Annotated in this window: 18 protein-coding genes and 3 tRNA genes; 5 read left to right on the top strand and 16 right to left on the bottom strand. The window is 64.4% G+C overall.

Features of this window, described 5'->3' with window-relative positions:
* Window positions 1-7: 7 nt before the first annotated feature.
* Window positions 8-622, bottom strand: coding sequence for an NADPH-dependent F420 reductase (locus tag J3U95_RS04720; protein WP_208277496.1), 615 nt, complete (start codon window positions 620-622; stop codon window positions 8-10).
* A gap of 20 nt (window positions 623-642) precedes the next feature.
* Window positions 643-1,407 (bottom strand): 3-oxoacyl-ACP reductase family protein, encoded by a 765-nt coding sequence (locus J3U95_RS04725; protein WP_208277497.1) that lies wholly within the window; start codon window positions 1,405-1,407, stop codon window positions 643-645.
* Window positions 1,408-1,528: 121 nt separating this feature from the next.
* Here J3U95_RS04725 and J3U95_RS04730 point away from each other — a divergent pair, with 121 nt between their 5' ends.
* Window positions 1,529-2,485, top strand: coding sequence for a LysR family transcriptional regulator (locus J3U95_RS04730; protein WP_208277498.1), 957 nt, complete (start codon window positions 1,529-1,531; stop codon window positions 2,483-2,485).
* A gap of 22 nt (window positions 2,486-2,507) precedes the next feature.
* On the opposite strand, the gene J3U95_RS04735 is transcribed toward J3U95_RS04730, so the two are convergent.
* Window positions 2,508-2,822 (bottom strand): hypothetical protein, encoded by a 315-nt coding sequence (locus tag J3U95_RS04735; RefSeq protein WP_208277499.1) that lies wholly within the window; start codon window positions 2,820-2,822, stop codon window positions 2,508-2,510.
* A gap of 166 nt (window positions 2,823-2,988) precedes the next feature.
* Here J3U95_RS04735 and J3U95_RS04740 point away from each other — a divergent pair, with 166 nt between their 5' ends.
* Window positions 2,989-3,360, top strand: coding sequence for a hypothetical protein (locus J3U95_RS04740; protein ID WP_208277500.1), 372 nt, complete (start codon window positions 2,989-2,991; stop codon window positions 3,358-3,360).
* Between the two features lie 19 nt (window positions 3,361-3,379).
* On the opposite strand, the gene J3U95_RS04745 is transcribed toward J3U95_RS04740, so the two are convergent.
* Entirely contained in the window at window positions 3,380-6,982 is a 3,603-nt protein-coding gene (locus J3U95_RS04745) for a hydantoinase B/oxoprolinase family protein (RefSeq protein ID WP_208277501.1), read from the bottom strand.
* A 109-nt stretch (window positions 6,983-7,091) separates the two neighbouring features.
* On the opposite strand from J3U95_RS04745, the gene J3U95_RS04750 reads away from it, so the two are divergent.
* On the top strand, window positions 7,092-8,591 hold the full coding sequence (locus J3U95_RS04750) for an NAD(P)H-hydrate dehydratase (protein WP_208277502.1): 1,500 nt from the start codon (window positions 7,092-7,094) through the stop codon (window positions 8,589-8,591).
* Between the two features lie 5 nt (window positions 8,592-8,596).
* Here the strand turns inward: J3U95_RS04750 and J3U95_RS04755 are convergent, their stop codons facing one another.
* A complete protein-coding gene (locus tag J3U95_RS04755; protein WP_229519642.1) occupies window positions 8,597-9,325 on the bottom strand; it encodes an ABC transporter ATP-binding protein in 729 nt (242 codons plus the stop codon).
* Here J3U95_RS04755 and J3U95_RS04760 point away from each other — a divergent pair.
* Together J3U95_RS04760 and mnmH are read left to right on the top strand one after the other, a co-directional pair.
* A complete protein-coding gene (locus J3U95_RS04760; protein ID WP_208277503.1) occupies window positions 9,324-9,950 on the top strand; it encodes an arylesterase in 627 nt (208 codons plus the stop codon). The genes J3U95_RS04755 and J3U95_RS04760 overlap by 2 nt on opposite strands.
* A 12-nt stretch (window positions 9,951-9,962) precedes the next feature.
* Window positions 9,963-11,015 carry a tRNA 2-selenouridine(34) synthase MnmH gene (mnmH, locus tag J3U95_RS04765; RefSeq protein ID WP_208277688.1) on the top strand — a complete coding sequence of 351 codons (1,053 nt, stop codon included), beginning with the start codon at window positions 9,963-9,965 and terminating at the stop codon, window positions 11,013-11,015.
* A gap of 66 nt (window positions 11,016-11,081) precedes the next feature.
* Here the strand turns inward: mnmH and J3U95_RS04770 are convergent, their stop codons facing one another.
* The 11 genes from J3U95_RS04770 to J3U95_RS04820 form a co-directional block, all read right to left on the bottom strand.
* A complete protein-coding gene (locus tag J3U95_RS04770; protein WP_208277504.1) occupies window positions 11,082-13,001 on the bottom strand; it encodes a SurA N-terminal domain-containing protein in 1,920 nt (639 codons plus the stop codon).
* A 115-nt stretch (window positions 13,002-13,116) separates the two neighbouring features.
* Window positions 13,117-13,193: transfer RNA gene (locus tag J3U95_RS04775), tRNA-Asp, on the bottom strand.
* A gap of 26 nt (window positions 13,194-13,219) precedes the next feature.
* Window positions 13,220-13,296 (bottom strand) — tRNA-Asp (locus tag J3U95_RS04780).
* Window positions 13,297-13,378: 82 nt separating this feature from the next.
* Window positions 13,379-13,690 carry an HU family DNA-binding protein gene (locus J3U95_RS04785; RefSeq protein ID WP_162819654.1) on the bottom strand — a complete coding sequence of 104 codons (312 nt, stop codon included), beginning with the start codon at window positions 13,688-13,690 and terminating at the stop codon, window positions 13,379-13,381.
* A gap of 166 nt (window positions 13,691-13,856) precedes the next feature.
* Window positions 13,857-16,271, bottom strand: a complete 2,415-nt coding sequence (gene lon, locus J3U95_RS04790; RefSeq protein WP_208277505.1) for an endopeptidase La — start codon at window positions 16,269-16,271, stop codon at window positions 13,857-13,859.
* Between the two features lie 272 nt (window positions 16,272-16,543).
* On the bottom strand, window positions 16,544-17,812 hold the full coding sequence (gene clpX / locus J3U95_RS04795) for an ATP-dependent Clp protease ATP-binding subunit ClpX (protein ID WP_109343601.1): 1,269 nt from the start codon (window positions 17,810-17,812) through the stop codon (window positions 16,544-16,546).
* A gap of 196 nt (window positions 17,813-18,008) precedes the next feature.
* A complete protein-coding gene (clpP, locus tag J3U95_RS04800) occupies window positions 18,009-18,626 on the bottom strand; it encodes an ATP-dependent Clp endopeptidase proteolytic subunit ClpP (protein ID WP_109343602.1) in 618 nt (205 codons plus the stop codon).
* Window positions 18,627-18,696: 70 nt separating this feature from the next.
* Window positions 18,697-20,037: a trigger factor gene (tig, locus tag J3U95_RS04805; protein WP_208277506.1), complete on the bottom strand. Its 1,341-nt coding sequence runs from the start codon at window positions 20,035-20,037 to the stop codon at window positions 18,697-18,699.
* Window positions 20,038-20,068: 31 nt separating this feature from the next.
* Window positions 20,069-20,155, bottom strand: a tRNA-Leu gene (locus J3U95_RS04810).
* A gap of 243 nt (window positions 20,156-20,398) precedes the next feature.
* Window positions 20,399-23,488, bottom strand: coding sequence for an efflux RND transporter permease subunit (locus J3U95_RS04815; RefSeq protein ID WP_208277507.1), 3,090 nt, complete (start codon window positions 23,486-23,488; stop codon window positions 20,399-20,401).
* Window positions 23,485-24,624: an efflux RND transporter periplasmic adaptor subunit gene (locus tag J3U95_RS04820; protein WP_208277508.1), complete on the bottom strand. Its 1,140-nt coding sequence runs from the start codon at window positions 24,622-24,624 to the stop codon at window positions 23,485-23,487. The genes J3U95_RS04815 and J3U95_RS04820 overlap by 4 nt, the downstream gene beginning before the upstream one ends.
* Window positions 24,625-24,682: the final 58 nt, after the last annotated feature.

Here is a 24,682-nt window from a genome sequence, read left to right on the forward strand (position 1 = left end):
TCCAACATCAGCCGTGCTGCACCAGCTCGAGCGACGGCAGCGGCCCGCCCGGGAACTGCGTCATGCGACCGCCCACGGACAGCGTGCCGAGGTCGATGCCGGCAAAACCCAGGCGCTCGATCAGCATGCCCACCTGCGCCCTGGCGCGCGCATCGTCGCCGGCCAGGAAGAGGACCCGCCGGCCGCCGCGCTCGGCCGGATCGGCCTCGAGCAGTCGCGGATCGAGGTGGTTGAAGGCTTTCACCACATGGGCGCCGGGCGCCAGATCGGCGACGACCTCGCTCGACGTGCGGCCTTGCAGCGCAATGGGCTTGAACAGCGGCGCTTCGATCGGATTGTTGGCATCGATGACGATGCGTCCGCCGAAGTGCGGCAGTCCGGCCAGCGCGGCCGGCAGCTTCGACCAGTTCACCGCGACCAGCACGATGTCCTGGGCGGCGGCTTCTTCGCGGGCGCCGGCGCGGATGCCGGGTCCGATGGATGCGGCCAGCGCCCGCAGGCTCTCCGGACCGCGGCTGTTGGAAATAATTGCCTCGATGTCGCGGCGCGCAAGCGCGCGGGCGAAGGCGGCGCCGATGTGGCCGGCGCCGATGATGCCGATCGTGGGAAGTACCTGGCTCATGATGGTTCTCCTCGTGGGGTTCAGGAAGTGAAGCCGCCGTCGGCCATGATGTCGGCGCCGGTGACGAACGACGCTTCGGGGCTGGCCAGGAAAGCCACGACGCTGGCGATCTCGTTCGGCTGTCCGTAGCGGCCAAGCGCGATGCCCTGGGTCAGGAGCTTGGCGAAGTCGCTGTCGCCGGGATTCATGTCGGTATCGACCGGGCCGGGATGCACGGTATTGACCGTGATGCCGCGCGGCCCGAGGTCGCGCGCCAGGCTGCGGTTGAAGCCGGCGACGGCGCCCTTGGTCAGCCCGTACACCGCGAGGCCGGGCACCCCGGCATAGCTGACGATCGTGCTGCCGATGTGGACGATGCGGCCGCCCTCCTTCATGTGGCGCACCGCTTCCTGGGTCGCGACGAAGACGCCGGTCACGTTGACGGCGACCATCGCATGGTAGTCCTCGAGCGTCATGTCTTCGATCTGGTGGGCGGCAGCGACGCCGGCGTTGTTGACCAGGATGTCCAGGCCGCCGAAGGTCTCCACCGCCCTGGCGATGGCGGCACGCACCGCCTGCGGCTCGCGCGCATCGGCCTGGATGGCGAGCGCGCGTCCGCCGGCGTCTTCGATCGCCGCCGCAACCGACTTGGCCTGGTCCGGCGAGCCGGCGTAGGTGAATGCCACGCTGGCGCCATCGGCGGCGAGCCGCCTGGCGATGGCCGCGCCGATCGAGCGCGAGCCGCCGGTGACGAAGGCGGTCTTGCCGGCCAGGGGAAGGGTTTGCTTGGAAATCGGGTGGTTCATGTGGCGCTCCTTTGGATGTCATTGCCGAGGGATTCGGTAGCGCTACTTTCGCCGTATTGTTCATGATTGATTAGTAGGGAAATATTTGAATTATTTTCAATCATTCGTTTAATATTGACGGATGGAGACCCTCGCAAACCTGGAGTCGTTCGTACGCAGCGCGCAAGGCGGCAGCTTTTCCGCCGCCGCGCGCCGCCTTGCCCTCACCCCGGCGGCAGTGAGCCGGAACGTCGCGATGCTCGAGCGCAACCTGGGCGTGCGGCTGTTCCAGCGCTCGACCCGCAAGCTGACGCTGACCGAGGCGGGCGAAACCTTCCTGGCGGCGATCGGCGACAATCTCGCATCGCTGCAAAACGCCATCGAGGCGGTCGCGACGGACGAAGGCTCGCCGGGCGGCGTCCTCAAGATCAGCGTCTCCCCTTCCCTCGGGATCGACTGGCTGCTGCCGCTGCTGCCGGCCTTCCTGCAGCGTTACCCGCGTATCCGCCCCGAGTGGCATTTCGAGAACCGTCCGGTCGACCTGATCGCCGAAGGCTACGACGCCGCGATCGGCGGCGGCTTCGAGCTTGCTCCCGCCGTGGTCGCCCGGCCGCTGGCGCCGGCGCACGTCATCGCCGTCGCCTCTCCCGCCTACCTGGCAGGGCGCACGCCGCCGGTGGACCCGTCGGGTTTGCTGGAGCACGATTGCATCGTCATGCGTTCCCTGGCGTCCGGCCGCATCCGCACCTGGAATATGCGCAATGCCCAGGGCGACGAGGTCGCCGCATTGACGCGGGAGACGATCGTCGTCAACGATCCGGCTGCCGTCAGGGAGTGCGCACGCCTGGGCTTGGGCGTGGCCATGCTGGCCGTGCCCGATGTGCTGTCATCGCTGGAGTCGGGTGAACTGGTAAGGGTGTTGCCGCACTGGTGGGCGGATGCGGGGGCGATCTCGCTTTACTATGCGAGGCGCGAACTGTTGCCGGGCAAGACACGCGCCTTCGTCGATTTCGTGGTCGAGGCGTTCGGCGCCGAAGAGTATGCCCGGCGGTTCGCCGGCAGCCTGGAGCCGGGCCGGCGGATGACGGGGCCAGTCTGAGCATCCCGGCGCTGGACGGGCGTCAGGCGTCGGGCATGCCCCGATAATCCGGAGGCACGGCCATGCCAGGCCAATGGCGGTCGTCCTTGACCAGGCCGTGACACATGCTCGTCGAGACCATGGCGCCGCTGGCCAGGTCGCGGCAAGCCCACATGACGGTGCCGCGGTGGTTGAAGTTGTCCCAGGCGGTGCCGACGACGGCCTGCGGCGCGGCTGCGCCTGGCGCCGGGAATGCGGCGCCCGCCGTGGACCGCGTTTCGGGCTTCGTGCTGCCGCACGCAGCCAATACGCCGCACAGTGCGAGCAGGACAAATCGTGGAACCGGTCGATGCGACATGCATTTTCCTTTTCGATGTGATGACGCGCCCGCCTGGGCGAACCTGCAGATCATCGCCTTCCGCGCCCGTCGCCCCTATCGCCGTAGCAATTCCTTACAAATCCGCCGCCGACGGGAAGCTGGCGCGGGAATAGAATGAATCATCGTCCTCCAATGAAGGTCTGCCATGAACCCGCAGATCCACGGCGCGGCGAAGCGCCTGACCTTTTCGCTATTGCTGGCATGCGGTCTCGGAGGCTGCGTGTATGCGCCGCCTTACGCGGCCTATGATGGCACGTACGCGCCTGCTTACGGTTACTCGAGCTATCCAGCCTACCCCTATTACGGCGCCTATCCCTACAGCAGCCCTGCCTACGTCTATCCGCCAGTCACGCTCGGCCTGGGATTCTCGTACTACGACCGCGGCCCGCGCCACTACGGGCACGGCCGTTACCATGGCTCGGGCCACGGGCACGGCGGTCATCGCTGGGGTGGCCACCATGGCGGACATGGCGGCCATCACCACAGGGGCCACGGCCGTGGTCATCCGCGCCGCTGAGTAAATGGAACTAGCCGGCTCAGGCAGGCTCCCCGTACCCGCCCCCGCCCGGCGTCTCGATCACGAACACATCGCCCACCGCCATATCGGTCTTGCCGATATGGCCCAGCTGTTCGACCCGGCCGTCGGCACGCTCCACACGGTTGCGACCTCGCTCCGCATCCTGTCCACCGGCCATCCCGAACGGCGCGTGGATACGGTTATTCGACAGGATCGCCGCCGTCATCGGTTCCAGGAAGCGCACCTTGCGCACGCCACCATTGCCGCCATGCCAGCGCCCCGCGCCACCCGATCCTTGCCGGATCTCGTAGCTCTCGAGCCGCACCGGGAAGCGGAATTCCAGTATTTCGGGATCGGTCAGCCGCGAGTTGGTCATATTCGTCTGCACCACGTCGGTGCCGTCAAAACCTTCGCCCGCGCCCGAGCCGCCCGAGATGGTCTCGTAGTACTGGTAGCGCGCATTGCCGAAGGTGAAGTTGTTCATCGTGCCCTGCGCCGCCGCCATCACGCCCAGCGCGCCATACAGGGCGTTGGTGATGCAGGTCGAGGTCTCGACGTTACCCGACACCACCGAGGCCGGATAATGCGGGTTGAGCATCGAGCCGGGCGGGATGATGACCTTCAACGGTTTCAGGCAACCGGCGTTCAGCGGAATCTCGTCGTCCACCAGCGTGCGGAACACGTACAGCACCGCCGCCATGCACACGCTCGACGGCGCATTGAAATTGTTCGGCAGCTGGCCCGAGGTCCCGGTGAAATCGACTTCCGCGCTGCGCGTGGCCCCGTCGACGCGGATGGCGACGTCGATGTGGGCGCCGTTATCGAGCTCGTAGTGGAAGCTGCCGTCCTTGAGCGCCGAGATCACGCGCCGCACCGCCTCCTCTGCGTTGTCCTGCACATGGCCCATGTAGGCGCGCACGACGTCCAGGCCGAAGTGCGCCACCATCTTGCGCAGCTCTTCGACACCCTTCTGGTTCGCGGCCACCTGGGCGCGCAGGTCGGCCATGTTCTGGTCGGGATTCCTCGCCGGGTAGCGCGCGCCTCGCAGCATGGCGCGTGCTTCCGCTTCGCGCAGGATGCCGTCCGCGCCATCGACCAGCTTGAAATTGTTGATCAACACGCCTTCCTGCTCGATGTGATCCGAGTCGGGCGGCATCGAGCCCGGCGTAGTGCCGCCTATGTCGGCGTGGTGCCCGCGCGAGCCGACGTAGAACAGGATCTCCCGCCCTGCTTCGTCGAACACCGGCGAAATGACGGTCACGTCCGGCAAGTGGGTGCCGCCGTTGTACGGATCGTTGAGCACATAGACGTCGCCCGAGCGCATGCGGCCGGCGTTCTCGCGCATCACGGTCTTGATGCTCTCGCCCATCGAGCCCAGGTGCACCGGCATGTGCGGCGCGTTCGCGACCAGGTTGCCGTCGTGGTCGAAGATCGCGCAGCTGAAGTCCAGGCGTTCCTTGATGTTGACGGAATAGGCCGTGTTCTGGAGCCGCAGGCCCATCTGCTCGGCGATCGACATGAACAGGTTGTTGAAGATCTCGAGCATCACCGGATCGGCCGTGGTGCCGATCGCGCGCCGTTCCGGCAGCGCTTCCACGCGCTGCAGCACCAGGTGATTGTAGCTTGTGACCTGCGCCTGCCAGCCCGGCTCCACGATCGTGGTCGCATTGTCTTCGGCAATGATGGCCGGACCGCGCACCACGTGTCCGGGCTGCAGCGTGCGGCGGGCGTAGATGCCCGTCTGGTGCCACTGCGCGCCGCTGAACATGCGCACGGTTTCCTGAGGCGCCGGAGCGGCTCCCTGCGTCGGCGCGCTCGCCTGCTGCTCGGGCGGCGCATCGGACTGGCCGATCGCTTCCACCGACACGGCTTCGACGATCAGCGCGCGCGACGGCATCAAGAACGAGTAACGGCGTTTATACGCCTGCTCGAACTGCGCCTGCATCGATGCCACATCGTCGAATTGCACGACCAGCGCCGAATCGGTGCCCTCGTAGCGCAGGTGCACGCGCTCGACCAGCACGATGCGCCCATGCTCCACCCCTTGATGAAGCAACTGGCCGCGCGCCGCCTCGCCCAGCGCCGACAGGCGCGTGGCCAGCGCATCGAGCGCCGCATCCGACAGCTTTTCTTCGACCGCCTGCTCGCGCATCGCGGTCTGGTCCGCCAGGCCCATGCCATAGGCCGACAGCACGCCGGCCAGCGAGTGGATGAACACCGTCTTCATGCCCAGCGCATCGGCCACCAGGCAGGCGTGCTGGCCACCCGCGCCGCCGAAGCTGGTGAGCGCGTAGTCGGTGACGTCGTGGCCGCGCTGCACCGAGATCTGCTTGATCGCGTTGGCCATATTGCCCACGGCGATCTGGATGAAACCCTCGGCCACCGCCTCCGGGGCCGGCCGCTCCCCTAGCGCGGCGCCGATCTGATCGGCCATCTCGTCGAAGCGCGCACGCACCGCATCCGCGTCGAGCGCTTCGTCGCCGCGCGGCCCGAACAGGCGTGGGAAGTAATTCGGCTGCACTTTACCGAGCATCACGTTGCAGTCGGTGACGGCGAGCGGTCCGCCGCGGCGGTAGCTGGCCGGGCCCGGGTTGGCGCCGGCGCTGTCCGGCCCAACGCGATAGCGGCTGCCGTCGAAGTGAAGGATCGAGCCGCCGCCGGCGGCGACCGTATGGATGCTCATCATCGGCGCGCGCATGCGCACGCCGGCGACCTGGGTCTCGAACACGCGCTCGAACTCGCCCGAGAAGTGCGACACGTCGGTCGAGGTGCCGCCCATGTCGAAGCCGATCACGCGCTCGAAGCCGGCCAGGCGGCTGGCGCGCACCATGCCGACGATGCCGCCGGCAGGACCAGACAGGATGCTGTCCTTGCCCTGAAAGGAACGCGCATCGGTGAGTCCGCCGTTGGACTGCATGAACTGCAGGTTCACTCCCGGCAGCTCGCCCGCCACCTGGTCGACGTAACGGCGCAGGATCGGCGACAGGTAGGCGTCGACCACGGTGGTGTCGCCGCGAGCGACCAGCTTCATCATCGGGCTCACCTCGTGCGAGCTTGATACCTGCGTAAAACCGATCTCGCGCGCGACGCGCGCCACCGCGGCTTCGTGCGCCGTGTGGCGGTAGCTATGCATGAACACGATCGCCAGCGAACGCAGGCCAGCGTCATAGGCTTGCTGCAGGCCGGCGCGGGCGGATGCTTCGTCCAGAGGCTGCACGACGTCGCCGTGGGCGCCCATGCGCTCGTCGATCTCGATCACCTGTGCATACAGCAGCTCGGGCAGCACGATGTGGCGGTCGAACAGGCGCGGCCGGTTCTGGTAGGCGATGCGCAACGCGTCGCGGAAGCCGCGCGTGATGGCCAACGCGGTCGGCTCGCCCTTGCGCTCGAGCAGCGCATTGGTGGCCACCGTGGTGCCCATCTTGACGGCCTCGACGCTTGCGGCCGGCAACGGTTCCCCCGCCGCCACGCCCAGCAGATGGCGGATGCCGGCCACGGCGGCGTCACGATACTGTTCCGGATTCTCCGACAGCAGCTTGTGCGTGACGAGTTGTCCATCCGGGCGCCGCGCCACGATATCGGTGAAGGTGCCGCCTCGGTCGATCCAGAACTGCCAATCCATGCCTTGCTCCTCTTGTCGCGGGTGAAGCGCCTATTGTAGATCGGACGGCGCGACAACGTTGGCGGAAATGCACGACAATGAATCGATACCACCAATGATATGAACGAGCATGGAACGACATCTTTACACGGTCGCGCAACTGCGCGCCATCGAACAAGCGGCCTACGCCAACCTGGTGCCGGGCACCCTGATGCAGCGCGCCGGCAAGGCCGCCGCGGATTACGCGCTCGAACTGCTGGGCGACCGGCGCGACCGACCGGTGCTGGTGCTGGCCGGTCCCGGCAACAATGGCGGCGATGCGCTCGAAGCCGCGGCCAACCTGGCCGAAGCCGGCGTCGACGCCACCGTCCTGCATTTGCCGGGCCGGCGCGACGCCTCGGCCGAGACCGCGGCCGCGTATGAACGCGCCCGCGCCGGCTCGGTCGGCTGGATCGACATGCTGCCGCCCGGCGCCGAATGGGGCCTTGTCATCGACGGCCTGTTCGGCATCGGGCTGGAGCGGCCGGTCGACGGCGACTATCGTGAAGTGGTGGTCGGTCTCGAGACGATCCACTGCCCGGTCCTGGCGCTCGACGTGCCGAGCGGCCTGGATGCCGACACCGGCGCCGTGATCGGCCCGGACGGCATCGCGGTGCGCGCCACGCACACGATCACGTTCCTGGGCGACAAGCCCGGCCTACACACCGCCGATGGGCGCGACCATGCCGGCGAGGTCAGCGTGGACATGCTCGGCGTCGGCATCGAGGCGCTGCCGCGTGCGATGGCGCAACTGAACGGCATGCCGCTGTTCGCCGGCCGCTTCACGGCGCGCCGCCACAACACCCATAAAGGCAGCTTCGGCGACGTCGCCATCGTCGGCGGCGCCCACGGCATGGCCGGCGCGCCGGTGCTGTCCGCGCGCGGCGCGCTGTACGCGGGCGCCGGCCGTGTCTACGTCGCCGCGCTGAACACGCCGCCCGGCTACGACAGCAGCCAGCCCGAGATCATGTTCCGCTCGGCCGACGATTTCGATTTCTTCGGCCGCACCCTGGTGATTGGCCCCGGCATGGGCGACTCGGCCAATGCGATCCGCCTGCTGGCCAAGGCGCTCGACAGCGACAGCCCCTTGGTAATCGACGCCGACGCATTGAACCTGATCGGCGCCAGCCCCGACCTGCAATCGCGCCTGGCGCAGCGCACCGCGCCGGCAGTATTGACGCCGCATCCGCTCGAAGGCGCGCGCCTGCTCGGGATGACTGCGGGAGTCGTGCAGTCCGACCGATTGGCCTCCGCGCGCGAAATGGCGCTGCGGACCAATGCGACGGTGATCCTGAAGGGCTCGGGCACGGTGATCGCGCGGCCCGACGGTGAAGTGCTGGTCAACCCGACGGGCAATGCCGGCCTGGCCACGGCGGGCAGCGGCGACGTACTGGCGGGAATATGCGGCGCCCTGCTGGCGCAAGGGTGGACTGGATGGGAGGCGGCCGCGGCTGCAACCTGGATCCATGGCGCGGCGGCCGATGCGCTGGTGGACGAAGGCGTCGGCCCGATCGGCATGACCGCCGGCGAGTTGCCGGCAGCCGTGCGCAAGGTGTTGAACCGGCTGGTGAAGGATGCCGCCAGCCGGTGAAGGTTTTATTCCACCAGGCGGCCGGCCGCGATCGTGACCGTGCGGCCGCAGCGCGCCGCCATGCTGGGGTCGTGGGTCACCAGCACCAGGGTCGAGCCGCGTTCGCGATTGAGCTCGAACATCAGCTGGATCACGGATTCGCCGGTGGCGGCGTCGAGGCTGCCGGTCGGTTCGTCGGCGAACAACAGCGGCGGTTCGGTCACGAAGGCGCGCGCCAGCGCGACGCGCTGCTGCTCGCCGCCGGACAGGAATTTGGGATAGTGCTTCAGGCGGCTGGACAGCCCAACGCGACCCAGCATCTCGGTGGCCTTCTCGCGCGCCCCGGCGTCGCCGCGCAGTTCGAGCGGCAGCATCACGTTCTCGAGCGCGGTCAGGTGGGCCAGCAGCTGGAACGACTGGAACACGAAGCCCAGCTTGGCCTTGCGGAAAGCCGCGCGGCCGTCTTCATCGAGGGCGAAGATGTCGGTGCCATCGAGCAGCACGGTGCCGGAGGACGGCGTGTCGAGGCCGGCCAGCAGGCCGAGCAGGGTCGACTTGCCCGAGCCTGATGCGCCCACCAACGCGAGCGTCTCGGCCGGTTGCACGGTAAAATCGATGTTTTGCAGGATGGTGAGCTCGCCGCTGGCGTCGGCCACCTTCTTCGACAAACCGCTTACCTGGATCGCGGGCGGACGGCCTGCATGTACGCCGGCGTCGCTGACGCCGTTTTTGAATGCCTCGGGATGATCACGCATGCTAGCTTTTCTTAAAAATTTAACTGTCGTCGCATTCCTCACCTTGGCCGCGACGGCGAGCGCCTATTCTGCACCAAAAACCGTGCTCGTGGTGGGCGACAGCCTGTCGGCCGAATACGGCATCGCGCGCGGCGCGGGCTGGGTGGCACTGCTGGAGCAAAAACTCAAATCCGAGAAGATCGAGGCGAAGGTGGTCAACGCCAGCATCAGCGGCGAGACCACCAGCGGCGGCCGCGCACGCCTGCCGGCCCTGATCAAGCAGCATCGTCCCGACATCGTCGTCATCGAACTGGGCGCCAACGACGGCCTGCGCGGCCTGCCGGTGCCGTCAGCAGAAGCGAACCTGCGCGCCATGATCGCCATGGCGCAGGACACCAAGGCGCGCGTGCTGCTGGTCGGCATGCGCATGCCGCCGAATTATGGGCGTGCATACACCGAACGCTTCTTCAATATGTTCGAGACGGTGTCCAAATCCACCAAGTCGCCGCTGGTGCCGTTCATGCTCGAAGGCGTGGCCGACAAGCCGGCCCTGTTCCAGCAAGACCGCCTGCATCCAACAGCGCAAGCGCATCCGATCATCCTCAACAACATCTGGCCGCAGTTCGCGGCCCTCATCAAAAAGTAAGTTTCAATGAGCATGAAGTATCCGGAAGTCCTGGGGTTCGACGCCCTGCTGCCGCAGCTCGATACGTTCGATGCGATCATCGATGCGCGCAGCGAGGCCGAGTACGCCCTCGACCACATTCCCGGCGCGATCAACTGCCCCGTCCTGAACGACGAGGAGCGCATCCGCGTCGGTACGCTGTACAAGCAGACCGGCGCCTTTGAAGCCAAGAAGGTCGGCGCGCCGATCGTCGCCCACAATATCGCGCGCCACATCGAGACCCTGTTCGCCGACAAGCCGCGCGACTGGCGTCCGCTGGTGTACTGCTGGCGCGGCGGCAACCGCAGCGGCGCGATGGTGCACGTCCTTGCGCGCATCGGCTGGCCGGTGGCACAGCTCGAAGGTGGCTACAAGACGTATCGCGCGCACGTGAGCGCGGCGCTGGAGAATCCCCCCGAACTCGATTTCCGCGTCATCTGCGGCACCACCGGCAGCGGCAAGAGCCGCTTGCTGGAAACGCTCGACGGCATCGAGGCCCAGGTGCTCGATCTCGAAAAGCTTGCCGCCCACCGCGGTTCGGTGCTGGGCCACTTGCCGAACGAGCCGCAACCGACGCAGAAGATGTTCGAAAGCCTGGTATGGGACAAGCTGCGCCGCTTCGATCCCGAAAAGCCAGTGTTCGTCGAATCCGAGAGCAAGAAGGTCGGCAACCTGCGCGTGCCTGGCCTGGTCATGGAGCGCATGCGCGCGTCGCCCTGTATCGCCGTCAACCTGTCGCGCCCGAACCGCGTGCGCCTTTTGATGGAAGACTACGAGCACTTCTGCGCCGATCCATCGGCCCTCAACACCCAGCTCGATCACCTGGTGCAGCTGCATGGCCGCGCGCAGATCGATGCCTGGCACGCGATGGCCAATAGCGGCGAGATGGCGGAACTGGTCGACCAGCTGCTGGTGCAGCACTACGATCCGGCCTACCTGCGCTCGATCGACCGCAACTTCGTGCGCTACCCGCAGGCCGAGGTGCTCGAATTGGACGACATCGGGCCGGACGACTTCCTGTCCGCGGCACGTCGGCTCCACCTGTAACGACCGACCGAAAGCAAAAAGCCCGGCTGCTCGCGCAGCCGGGCTTTTTGTCATCCAACGATCTACTTACTGACCGTCGGTATTCGCGCCGAGTTCAGTCGGCTTGACGTTGATCTTCACCTTGGCCTTGGCCTTCAGCGCTTCGACATAGTCATACATCTGCTGCTGGCCCACCAGGTTGCCGATCTGGTCGGATTCCTGCTTGCGGCGCGCCGTATCCGGCTGAGCCGGCTGCGACACCTTGCCGATGCGGTACACGCCATAACCCTGGCCCGGCACCTCGACACCGACATAGGCCGGCAGCTTGGTCACGTCAGCCTTCAGCACCGCGATCGCGGCGGTCTGGTTGATGGCTGGCTCCTTGGTGCGCGACACGCTCACTGGCGCGCCGAAACCGGCGGCGTCGCCCGAGGCCTTGGCGGCGTTCAGCTTCGCTTCGCCGGCGGCGCGCGCCAGGCGGGCCGCTTCTTCCAGGGTCACGCGCTGGCGGATCTGCGCGTCCACCTCGGCCAGCGGACGCTTGGTCGCCGGACGGAACTCGACCACGCGGCCCGATACCAGCACACTCGGCGCCACTTCGACCGCTTCGGTGTTGCGCTTGTTCTTGATCGCGTCGTTGCTGAACAGGGCGGTCAGGAACTTGGCGTTGTTGATCGGCGAGTCGCCCAGCGCCGGGTTCGGCGTGCGGGTCAGGTTGTCGGCGGTCTGGATCTGCAGCTTGAGCTTGTCCGCGACCGGTTTCAGGCTTTCGGACTGGTCGTACGCGGTCTCGCTGAACACGCCAGCCAGCTCGGTGTACTTGGCCGACATCTTCTGCTTCTTGAGGTCGGCGGCGATGTCGCTCTTCGCATCGTCCAGCGAACGCTGCGTCGACGGCTTGACGCCGGTGACCTTGATGATGTGCCAGCCGAATTCCGACTGCACCAGGCCGCTCGTTTCGCCCTCTTTCAGCGCGTAGATCGAGTCCTCGACCGACTTCACGAACAGGCCCTTCTCCACCACGCCCAGGTCGCCGCCCGACTGGGCCGAGCCCGGGTCTTGCGAGTTGGCCTTGGCGATCGCGGCGAAGTTGTCCGGATTGGCGCGCACCTCGGCCAGCACGGCCTCGGCTTTCTTCTTGGCGGCGGCTTGGGTTGCGGCGTCGGCATCGCGCGACACCGTGATCAGGATGTGGCTCGCGCTGCGCTGCTCTGGCGTGGTGTAGTTCTTGAGGTTCTTGTTGTAGTAGTCGGTGACTTCGGCGTCGGTGACCTGCACCTGACCCTCGACGGTCGACGCATCGAACACGACGTACTCGGCCTTCACCTGCTCCGGGATCTGGAACAGTTGCGCGTTCTTGTCGTAATAGGCCTTGACCATCTCGTCGGTGACTTTCACCTGCGGCAGATAGGTCGACAGCGGGAACAGCACTTCCTGCACTTCACGTTCCTGGTCGTTGATGTCCGACAGGCGGTTGGCGACGGTGCGCGGCGCGAAGGCGGTCGCCTGGATCGAACCCGACAGCTGCTGCACGGTCAGGTCGCGGCGCAGGCGCTGGTCGAACATCTCGGGCGTCATGCCCTGTGCGGCCAGTGCGGCCTTGTAGCCTTCCATGTCGAAGCCACCGTCCGGCAAGCGGAACTGCTGGATGTCCATGATGGTCTTCTGCAGGGTCGCATCGCTCACGGTCATGTGCGCACGGTTGATCTCGGCGTTGATGGCGCGCTCGGCCACCAGGTTGTTCAGGATCGCCTGCTTGGCTTCCGAGGTTTCGAACAGCTTCTGGTCGAACTGCGCGCCCATCATCTGGCGCGCCTGGTCGATCTGGCGGCGCTGCGCGTCTTCCCATTCCTGCTGGGTGATCTTCTGGCCATCGACGGTAGCGACACCGGCGCCGCCGTCATTGCTCTGGTAACTTTCCATCCCCACGAACACGAACGAGGGAATGATCAAGAGCAGCAGGATCCCGTACATCCAGCGCTTGTGGGTCCGAATAAATTCAAACATGGTCAGCCATTCAAGGTTGAGAATGCATTAACAGCACAGTTAAAAAAAAAGGCGAACTTGCGTTCGCCCCTTCTTGCGGAGCTACCCTTCAGGGCACTCCATACTACTCGAATTCTGGCGGAGCGGACGGGGCTCGAACCCGCGACCCCCGGCGTGACAGGCCGGTATTCTAACCAACTGAACTACCGCTCCAGACTTTCGTCATCGCGTTTATTTGGTGGCGGAGCGGACGGGGCTCGAACCCGCGACCCCCGGCGTGACAGGCCGGTATTCTAACCAACTGAACTACCGCTCCAGCAAATAAACACTACAACAAGCATCAGGACGGATACGACATTATCCTGCTGCTTTCTACGCTTGTCATCGCGAAGAAGGCATTAGTTTACAGCATCTTTCAGCGCTTTACCAGCCTTAAATTTCGGAACCTTCGCAGCCTTGATCTTGATGGGTTCCTTGGTGCGTGGATCGCGGCCGGTACGCGCTGCGCGCTCGCCCACGGTGAAGGTGCCGAAGCCGACCAGCGTGACGCTGTCGTTCTTCTTTAGGCTTTCGGTGACCGCTTCGATCATGGCGTCGAGTGCACGCGTCGCCGAGGCCTTCGTAATGTCCGCGGACTTCGCGATTTCTTCGATCAGTTCTGTCTTGTTCACTCGTTTCCTCGTTTTCGTTCGTGACGCACACCGCGCCATTGCTGCAAAAGTGCAAGCGCATATTAAACAAGGGCAACATAGGGATGTCAAGCGAGCATGGTCGAGGAACACCTCGGTCGATACGCAACGGCGCCCGTCAATACAGGCGGTGCAGGCAAAAAAACAGGCGCCGCGTGGGCGCCTGCTTCGGTTACTGCGAAAGGCCTCAGTGCTTGACCACTTCTCCCTGCCCCTCGGTCGGGGCCGGCGCCACGGCGACCGCTGGCACGTCGGACAGCGCTTCCGGCTGACGCTCCAGCGCCACCTCGAGGACCTTCTCGATCCAGCGCACCGGCACGATCTCGAGCTTGTTCTTGACGTTGTCCGGGATCTCGGCCAGGTCCTTCACGTTCTGCTCGGGGATCAAGACCGTCTTGATGCCGCCGCGGTGGGCCGCAAGCAGCTTCTCTTTCAGGCCGCCGATCGGCAGCACTTCGCCGCGCAGCGTGATCTCGCCCGTCATCGCCACGTCGGCGCGCACCGGGATGCCGGTGAACGCCGAGACCAGCGCGGTCGTCATGCCGATGCCGGCGGACGGACCGTCCTTCGGCGTCGCGCCTTCCGGCACGTGGATGTGGATGTCGGTCTTTTCGAACACTTCGTTCTTGATGCCGAAGCGCTGCGCACGCGAACGCACCACGGTGCGGGCAGCCTCGATCGATTCCTTCATCACGTCGCCCAGCGTACCGGTGCGGATGATGCCGCCCTTGCCCGGCACGTTGACCGCCTCGATGGTCAACAGGTCGCCGCCGACCTCGGTCCAGGCCAGGCCGACCACCTGGCCGATCTGGTTGTCCTTCTCGGCCACGCCGAAGTCGTAACGACGCACGCCCAGGAATTTATCCAGGTTCTTGGCATTGACGATCACACGCTTCTCGGCCGCGGTCGAACCTTTTTTCAGCAGCAGCATCTTGACCACCTTGCGGCAGATCTTCGACACTTCGCGCTCGAGCGAACGCACGCCGGCTTCACGGGTGTAGTAGCGGATGATGTCGCGGATCGCCGACTCTTCGACCTTGATTTCGTCTTCCTTCAGGCCGTTGTTCTTCATCTGCTTCGGCAGCAGGTAGCGCTGGGCGATCGAGGTCTTCTCGTCTTCGGTGTAACCCGAGAGGCGGATGACTTCCATCCGGTCCAGCAGCGCCGGCGGGATGTTGAACGAGTTCGAGGTCGCCACGAACATCACGTCCGACAGGTCGAAGTCGACTTCCAGGTAGTGGTCCGAGAACGTGTGGTTCTGTTCCGGGTCCAGCACCTCGAGCAGGGCCGACGACGGGTCGCCGCGGAAGTCCGCGCCCATCTTGTCGATCTCGTCGAGCAGGAACAGTGGATTACGCACGCCGACCTTGGCCAGCGACTGCAGCACCTTGCCCGGCATCGAGCCGATATAGGTACGGCGGTGGCCGCGGATCTCGGCTTCGTCGCGCACGCCGCCCAGCGCCATGCGCACGAACTTGCGGTTCGTGGCGCGGGCGATCGACTGGCCCAGCGAGGTCTTACCCACGCCCGGAGGACCGACGAAGCACAGGATCGGCGCCTTCAGCTTGTCGACGCGCTGCTGCACCGCGAGGTATTCCAGGATGCGTTCCTTGATCTTGTCGAGGCCGTAGTGATCCTGCTCGAGCACGTTCTGGGCGTTCTCGAGATCGGCGGTGACCTTCGACTTCTTTTTCCACGGCAGCGAGACCAGGGTGTCGATATAGTTGCGCACCACGGTGGCTTCGGCCGACATCGGCGACATCAGCTTGAGCTTGCGGATTTCGGCCTGGGCTTTTTCCATGGCTTCCTTCGGCATCTTGGCTGCGATGACCTTCTTCTCGAGCTCCTCGATGTCGGCGCCCTCTTCGCCTTCGCCCAGTTCCTTCTGGATGGCCTTGACCTGTTCGTTCAGGTAGTACTCGCGCTGCGATTTTTCCATCTGGCGCTTGACGCGGCCGCGGATGCGCTTTTCGACCTGCAGGATGTCCAGTTCGCCTTCCAGCTGGCCGAGCAGGTGCTCCAGGCGCTTGGCGACGTTGAAGATCTCCAGGATTACCTGCTTTTGCTCGAGCTTGAGCGGCAGGTGGGCGGCGACGGTATCGGCCAGGCGGCCGGCGTCGTCGATGCCGGCCAGCGAAGCCAGGATCTCGGGCGGAATCTTTTTATTGAGTTTGACGTACTGGTCGAATTGCTGGACGATCGCACGGCGCATGGCTTCGACTTCGGAATCGTCGCCGATTTCCGAATTCAGCGGCGTGAGGTCGGCCACGAAATGGGTGGCGCCATCGGTAATATTATCGATGCGCGCGCGCTGGGAACCTTCCACCAGCACCTTCACGGTGCCATCCGGGAGTTTCAGCATTTGCAGAATATTGGCCACGCAGCCGATCTCGTAGATGTCTGCGGCTGAGGGTTCGTCCTTGGCGGCGGCCTTCTGGGCAGCCAGCATGATGCTCTTGCCCTGCTCCATCGCAGCTTCAAGCGCCTTGATGGATTTTGGACGGCCGACGAACAGAGGTATCACCATATGCGGGAACACAACCACATCGCGCAACGGCAGAAGCGGCAGCGTCGTTTGCTCGGTTAATTTCGAAGTTGTCATGGCATACCTTATAGAAAGCGTGTTGCTGAACTTGGGCGCTGGGCAGTGAAAACACAAGGGCCACCCAGCGAAAATATTTTCTACAAGTAAAAAAGTTTCAACTTGCCGAAGAATATAGCCGTTCCAATAAAAGCTCGATTTTAAATAGAAAAAGCCACCGCGCGGCGCACCGCGAGTGGCTTTTCGATTGAAGCCGAAGTCTTTTATTGAGATTGATTGTACCTAGTTGAGTCCGCACGGCAAGCCTTTTGTGGCGTGCGTGCGGGCTTTTTTCAGTTCTCTCCGGATGCCTTCGCGGTTTCGCTATAAATCAGCAAAGGTTTCGCGCCATTCGTGATCGTATTTTCATCGATGACGACTTTCACGACGTTTTGCTGGCTTGGCAATTCATACATCACGTCCAGCAGCGCGTGTTCGAGAATCGAACGCAGGCCGCGGGCGCCGGTCTTGCGCGCCAGCGCCTTCTTGGCGATCGCATGCAGGGCGGCGGGACGGATTTCCAGCTCGGCGCCTTCCATCTCGAGCAGCTTCGAATACTGCTTGATCAGGGCGTTCTTCGGCTCGACCAGGATCTGGATCAGCGCTTCTTCGGTCAGCTCGGAGAGGGCAGCCACCACCGGCAGGCGGCCGACCAGCTCGGGGATCAGGCCGAACTTGATCAAATCTTCTGGCTCGGCTTCGAGCAGGATCTCGGCGTTATAGCCGTCGTCCAGGCTCTTGACCGTGGCGCCGAAACCGATGCCGCTCTTGACCGAACGGTTCTGGATCACCTTGGCCAGGCCGTCGAAGGCGCCGCCGCAGATGAACATGATGTTGGTCGTGTCGATCTGCACGAAGTCCTGGTTCGGATGCTTGCGGCCACCTTGTGGCGGCACCGATGCCATCGTACCTTCGATCAGTTTCAACAGCGCCTGCTGCACGCCCTCGCCCGAGACGTCGCGGGTGATCGATGGATTGTCGGACTTGCGCGAGATCTTGTCGATCTCATCGATGTAGACGATGCCGCGCTGCGCCTTTTCCACTTCATAGTTGCAGCTCTGCAGCAGCTTCTGGATGATGTTCTCGACGTCCTCGCCGACATAGCCGGCTTCGGTCAGCGTGGTCGCGTCGGCGATCACGAAGGGAACGTTGAGCATGCGCGCCAGGGTCTGGGCCAGCAGGGTTTTACCCGAACCGGTCGGTCCAACCAGCAGAATATTGCTCTTGGCCAGTTCGACTTCGTCTTTCTTGCCCAGGTGCTTGAGGCGCTTGTAATGGTTGTACACGGCCACCGACAGGATACGCTTGGCCGTTTGCTGGCCGATCACGTACTGGTCGAGCAGTTCGGTGATTTCGTGTGGCGTCGGCAGGTCGGACTTGGCGCCCGCCACCGTTTCGACGTTCGACGTTTCATCGCGGATGATGTCGTTGCACAGGTCGATGCATTCATCGCAGATGAACACCGACGGTCCCGCGATCAGCTTCTTGACTTCGTGCTGGCTCTTTCCGCAGAAGGAGCAGTACAGAAGTTTTTCGCCGCTGGAGGATTTTTTGTCTGACATGGGGGCAGGACTCTATTGAATTGCTGTGAATATAACGCTTATACGAGTATGCAACAAGTGCGAATGTGACATGCCCTGAAGGCAGCGCAACCTGTGCACCTACGAACATGCTACCCGAAATAAAAAACAAACGCCCGAACGTGATCGCGTCCGGGCGTTTTTTTCCAACACCTCTTTCGAGGTACGGGGTTGAAACCTACCCGCGGCTGGTCAGGACCTTGTCGATCATGCCATATTCGACCGATTCTTCCGCCGACATGAAGCGGTCGCGGTCGGTATCCTTGTGGATCTGCTCGATGCTCTGGCCGGTGTTGTCGGCCATGATGCGCGCCAGGCGCTCGCGCAGGTACAGGATCTCTTTGGCCTGGATTTCGATATCCGAAGCCATACCCTGCGATCCGCCCGATGGCTGGTGAATCATGACGCGCGAGTTCGGCAGCGAGAAGCGCTTGCCCTTGGCGCCGGCGGCCAGCAGGAAGGCGCCCATCGAGGCGGCCAGGCCCGTGCACAGCGTCGAGACGTCCGGCTTGATGAAGTTCATCGTGTCGAAGATCGCCAGGCCCGCCGAGACGGAACCGCCCGGGGAATTAATGTAGAGCGAAATATCCTTGTCAGGATTTTCACTTTCCAGGAACAGCATCTGGGCGACGATCAGGTTCGCCATCTGGTCGTTGACAGGACCGACCAGGAAGATCACGCGCTCCTTCAAGAGGCGCGAATAGATGTCATAGGCGCGCTCGCCGCGGCCACTCTGTTCGATCACCATCGGCACCATGCCGAGTGCTTGTGTATCCAATGCCGGATTACGAATCATACCTGTCTCGTTCCTTATAAAGAGGCCATTGAAAAAAATGCCGGCCACGCAGGCCGGCAAGTTCGATTCTTTAGGCCTGTGGGACGCTGCCCATCAGTTCATCGAAAGCGATGGTCTTGGTCGACACTTTCGCCTTGCCGAGTACATAGTTGACGACGTTTTCTTCCAATACAAGAGCTTCGACTTCACCCAGGCGACGACGGTCGCTGAAGTAGTACTTGAGCACTTCTTTCGGGTCTTCGTAGCTTTGCGAGAAGTCTTCGATCTGGGCCTTCACCTGCTCTTGGGTAGCTTGCAGGTTGTTGTCGGCGACCAGTTGCGACAGGATCAGGCCCAGGCGCACGCGACGCTCTGCCTTGTCCTTGAACATCTCGGCCGGGAATGGCAGCTTGGACACGTCCATGCCGCGCTGCGCCATGTCCTGGCGGGTCATTTCGGCCAGACGCTCCGAATCCTGCTCGATCATGACTTGCGGCACGTCCAGTTCGGTCGACTTGACCAGGGCGTCCATCACGGCTTCCTTGTTACGTGCTTTGACACGGGCGCGCACTTCGCGTTCCAGGTTGACCTTGATGTCTTCGCGCATTTTCTCGATCGAGCCGTCTTCGATGCCCAGCGATTGGGCGAATTCGGCGTCGACTTCCGGCAGGTGCGCCCACTCCAGGGCCTTCAGGGTGATGGTGAACTCGGCGGTCTTGCCGGCCACGTCCTTGCCATGGTAGTCCTCAGGGAAGGCCAGCGGGAAGGTCTTGGCTTCGCCGACTTTCAGGCCGACGGTCGCGGCTTCGAATTCCGGCAGCATGCGGCCTTCGCCCAGCACGAAGGCGTAGTCTTCCGCCTTGCCGCCAGCGAATTCGACGCCGTCCAGGGTGCCGACGAAGTCGACGGTCACGCGGTCGCCGTTGGCAGCCACGGCTTCGCCGCCGGTGCCGTGCTCGCCTGCTTCACCCTTGGTGTGGTAGTGCACGCGCTGCTTGCGCAGGATGTCGATGGTCTTGTCGATCTCGACGTCGCTGACGTCGGTGCTGACGGTTTCGACTTCGACGGCAGCCAGGTCGCCGATCACGACTTCCGGATACACTTCGAAGGTGGCGTCGAAGGACAGGGTGCCTTCTTCGGCGTCTTGCTTAGGCTCGATTTTCGGGAAACCGGCAACGCGCAGCTCGTTCTCGACGGCGGCTTCGTTGAAAGCGCGGCCGACCTTGTCGTTCAGCACGTCGGTTTCGATCTGGTAGCCGTACTGGGCAGCGACCATCTTCATAGGCACTTTGCCTGGACGGAAGCCCGGCGCACGGGCCGTCTTGGCCTGCTGCTTCAGGCGCTTTTCGACTTCGGTACGGACGTCAGCGACCGGAAAAGAGATCGTCAAGCGACGCTCGAGTTTACCCAGGGTTTCGACTGCAGTTGCCATTGTAAAAATCGTCCAAAAAAATAATTATTCGTGGTGCGAGGAGGGGGACTCGAACCCCCACACCATTGCTGGCGTCAGGACCTAAACCTGGTGCGTCTACCAATTTCGCCATCCTCGCTCAGGATTGCATAATTGCCACAAAAACAAAGGACGACCGACAGTGAAACCGGCCGCCCTGCACTCCAATGTTTAGGGGCTACAACTTCAAACGATTATTTTACTGGAATTTCTGACACTATTGGGCATCATTTTTAGCGGTGCGGGGTATCGCGCAATGAATATTGCAGCTCATCCGTATATTGGACGCGTGGACGGGGAACCCGGCTACGCGCCCCGGTCCACCCTACCCTGCCCCTGCCAATCACGGCTCCGGCTTCTTGACGCGGAACCACGCCGCATACAGCGCCGGCAAGAACAACAAGGTCAACGCCGTCGCCACGATCAATCCGCCCATGATCGCCACCGCCATCGGGCCCCAGAAGGTCGACCGGGAAAGCGGGATCATGGCCAGCGCCGCAGCCGCCGCCGTCAACAGGATCGGCCGGCAACGCCGCACTGCCGATTCCACGATCGCATCCCACGGATGGCTGCCGTTCGCGATGTCATGCTCGATCTGGTCCACCAGGATCACCGAATTCCGGATGATCATCCCGAACAGCGCGATCACGCCCAGGTTGGCGACAAAGCCGAACGGCCGGTCCAGGATCAACAGCGCCATCGCCGCGCCCGCCACGCCCAGCGGGCCGGTGAGGAACACCAGCAGCGAACGCGAGAAGCTGTGCAGCTGCAGCATCAGCAAGGTGAAGGTGATGAACAGCACCAGCGGCACATTGGCCATGATCGAGGCCTCGGCCTCGGAGCTGTCGGCCGCGGCGCCCTCCACCGTCACGCGGTAGCCGGCCGGCAGCTTGGCGCGGATGTCGGCCAGCTTGGCATCGACCTGGTCGGTCACGGTCGGCCCCTGAATGCCCTCGACCACGTCGGACTGCACCATGATCGCCCACTCGCGGCCCTCGCGCCACACCACGCCCGGCTCCCACACGAACTGCACCCGCGCGACCTGGCCGATGGTGACGGCGCGGCCGCCGGCGGTCGGCACCAGCGCTTCCTGCAGGCGCGTGATGGTCGAACGCTCCTCGAACGGCTGGCGCACCACCATGTCGATCAGGCGGTTCGATTCGCGGAACTGGCCGATCGGGGTGCCGGTCAGGGTGGTCTGCACCACCCGCCGTACTGCCTGCGAGGTCACGCCCAGCGCGCGCAGCTTGTCCTGGTCGAGGTCCAGGCGCAGCACCTTGACCGATTCGTTCCAGTTGTCGTTCACGCCCAGCGTGTTCGGGTTGGCGGCCATGACTTCCTTGACCTGGTCGGCGATGGTGCGCACCACGCCGATGTCCGGCCCCAGCACCTGGAACTGCACCGGATACGGCACCGGCGGCCCATTCGGCAGCAGCTTTACCCGGCCACGCACCTCGGGGAAGTCGGTCTTGAATACTTCGATGATTTTCATGCGCAGGCGCTCGCGCGCCTCGGTATCGACGGGCAGCACCACCAACTGGGACACGTTCGACTGCGGGAAGATCTGGTCCAGCGGCAGATAGAAGCGTGGGCTGCCGGTGCCGACGTAACTCGTCACGCTCTGCACGCCCTCCTGCTTGGCCAGGAAGGCCTCGAAGCGCTTCACGACGGCTTCGTTGGCGGCAAAGCTCGTGCCTTCGGGCGACCACAGCTCCACCATCAGCTCGGGGCGGCTCGAATCCGGGAAGAACTGCTTTTCGATGAAATTGAAGCCGAACACACCCAGCGCGAACACGCCCAGGCTCAGCGCGATGGTGGTCTTGCGCCACTCGACGCAGCGGTTCACCAGGCGCCGGAAGCGCTGGTAGCCGGGCGTGTCGAAGACGTCGTGATGACCGCCCTCCCCGGCGGCATGCGGTTTCACCCTCAAGAGCAGGAAGCCGATGTAAGGTGTGAACGTGACAGCCACCACCCACGAGATCAGCAGCGCCAGCCCGTTCACCGAAAACATCGTAAACGTATATTCGCCGGCCGCCGATTCGGCCAGGCCGATCGGCAGGAAGCCCGCCGCCGTGATCAGGGTCCCGGTCAGCATCGGCATCGCGGTCGAGGTATAGGCGAACGTCGCCGCCTCGAAGCGAGATAAACCCTCTTCCATCTTACGCACCATCATCTCCACCGCGATGATGGCGTCGTCCACCAGCAGGCCGAGGGCGATGATCAGGGCGCCGAGCGAGATTTTATGGAGCGAGATGTCCAGCATGCGCATGAACAGGAAGGTAATCGCCAGCACCAGCGGGATCGACAGCGCCACCACCAGGCCCGGATACACGTCCACCCGCCACTTCGGCTTGGTATGCAGGCCCAGGGCCAGGAAGGACACGATCAGCACGATCACCACCGCCTCGATCAGCACCTTGACGAATTCGCCCACCGAGGCCGTCACCGCCTCCGGCTGGTCGGCCACCCGTTCGAGTTCGATGCCGACCGGGAGCTGGGAGCGGATGCGGTCCACGGTCTCGCTCAAGCCTTCGCCCATGGTGATGATGTTTCCGCCCTTCTGCATCGACACGCCCAGGCCGATGACCTCCTTGCCGTTGAAGCGCATCTTGTCCGCCGGCGGATCCTGGTAGCCGCGCTTGACGGTGGCGAAGTCGCCCAGGCGGAAGGTGGTGCCACCCGCGCGCAATTGCAGGTCTTCGATCTGGCCCAGCGTGCGCAGGGCGCCCGTGACCCGCACCTGCAGGTTGTCGGTCGCCGTCACCAGCACCCCGCTCGCTTCCACCTGGTTCTGGGTCGCGATCTGGTTGACGATCTGCTCGAAGGGCACGCCCAGCTGGGCGAACTTCTTGCTCGAGAACTCGATATAGACTTTCTCGCTCTGCACGCCGAACTGCTCGACCTTGGCCACCAGCGGCACGCGCAGCATTTGCTGGCGTACGAAGTCGGCATAGTCCCGCATCTCGGCGTAAGTGAAGCCGTCGCCCGACAGCGCGAAGATGGACCCGTAGGTGTCGCCGAATTCATCGTTGAAGAATGGCCCGATCACGCCTTGCGGAAGGGTGCCGGCGATGTCGCCGATCTTCTTGCGCACCTGGTACCAGGCCGGCGCCGTCTCGGACGGCGGCGTCGATTCGCGCAGCTCGAGGATGATGGTGGTCTCGCCCGGCTTGGAAAAGCTGCGGATCGTGTGGATGTAGGGCGTCTCCTGGAGTTTGCGCTCGAGCGGGTCGGTCACCTGCTCGGCCATCTGCAGCGCGGTGGCGCCCGGCCAGACGGCGCGCACCACCATCGCGCGGAAGGTGAAGGGCGGATCCTCGTCCTGGCCCAGCTCGAAATAACTGAGGATCCCGAACAGCATGCAGGCGGCGATCAGGAAACGCGTGAGCGGGATGTGCTCCAGCGCCCAGCGCGAAAGATTAAACCCCTTCATTTGCCGACCTCGCCCGACACGATCGCTTCGGTGTCGGCGCGACGCGAGACGTCGGCGGTGAGGATGCGCACCTTCTGGCCATTCTTCAGCAGGTTGACGCCGGCGGTGACGACGTTCTGGCCGGCGGCGACCTGGCCCGTGACCAGCACGTCATTGCGCACCTGGCCCACCACCTGCACCGGCACCAGCTTGACGGCGCCGTTCTCGACGATCCAGACGGAGCTGGCGCCCTTGTGCTGGACCAGCGCGCTCAAGGGCAGGCGCAGGCCGGCCGCGCCATTGCCGCCGGTCGCCAGTTCGACGGTCGCGGTCATGCCCAGGCGTACCTCGGCATTCTCAGGAATGGCCACCTTGACCGTATAGGTGCGGGTGGCCGGATCGGCCACCGGCGAGACTTCGCGGATCTTGCCGGGGATCGCCACCGCCTCGTTGGCCCACAGCCGCACGGTGACGTCGCTGGCCGCGCGCAGCTGCCCGACCTTGTCTTCGGGGATGCCGATCACCACTTCCTTCTCGACGGTTCGCGCCACCCGCACCACCGGGCTGCCGGGCTGCACCACCTGCCCCACTTCGGCCTCGATCGCGGTCACCACGCCGTCGGCGTCGGCCGCCAGGTTCGTATAGTTGGACTGGTTGGCCTGGCCGCGCAGGCCGGCGCGGGCGGCGTCGACATTGGCCTGGGCCGCCTTCAGGGCGCTCTGCTTGGTGTCGAGCACGGCCTGGCTGACGAAATTCTGGGCGCGCAGGTCGACGTGGCGCTTGTAGTCGGCTCTAGCCAGGTCGCGCTCGGTCTCGGCGGCGCGCAGGGTGGCGCGGGCCTGGCTTTCGGCCAGGCGCAGGTCTTGCGGGTCGAGCCGCATCAGCACGTCGCCGCGCTTGACGGTGGCGCCGACGTCCACCTTGCGTTCGACGATCTTGCCGCCGACCCGGAAACCGAGTTGCGATTCGTAGCGCGGGCGCACGTCGCCCGAGAATTCCAGGCGCTCGCCCGCGGTGTCGGACGCCAGGGTGACCACGCGGACCGGACGCACGTCCTCAAGAGGTGGGGCAGGCTTGGAACAGGCAACCAGGGCGGCGGCGGCAAGCGGCGCCAGCACGGCCGCGCGCAGGGCAGAAGAAGAAAATCGGGAAAACACAGTGGCAATCCTTTGGCTGATCTTGCGGCGTCTCGGGCCGGAGCTGGCTGCGCAGTAG

Origin of the sequence: Massilia oculi (genome assembly GCF_017582745.1) — a bacterium.
Classification (GTDB): Bacteria; Pseudomonadota; Gammaproteobacteria; order Burkholderiales; family Burkholderiaceae_D; genus Telluria; species Telluria oculi_A.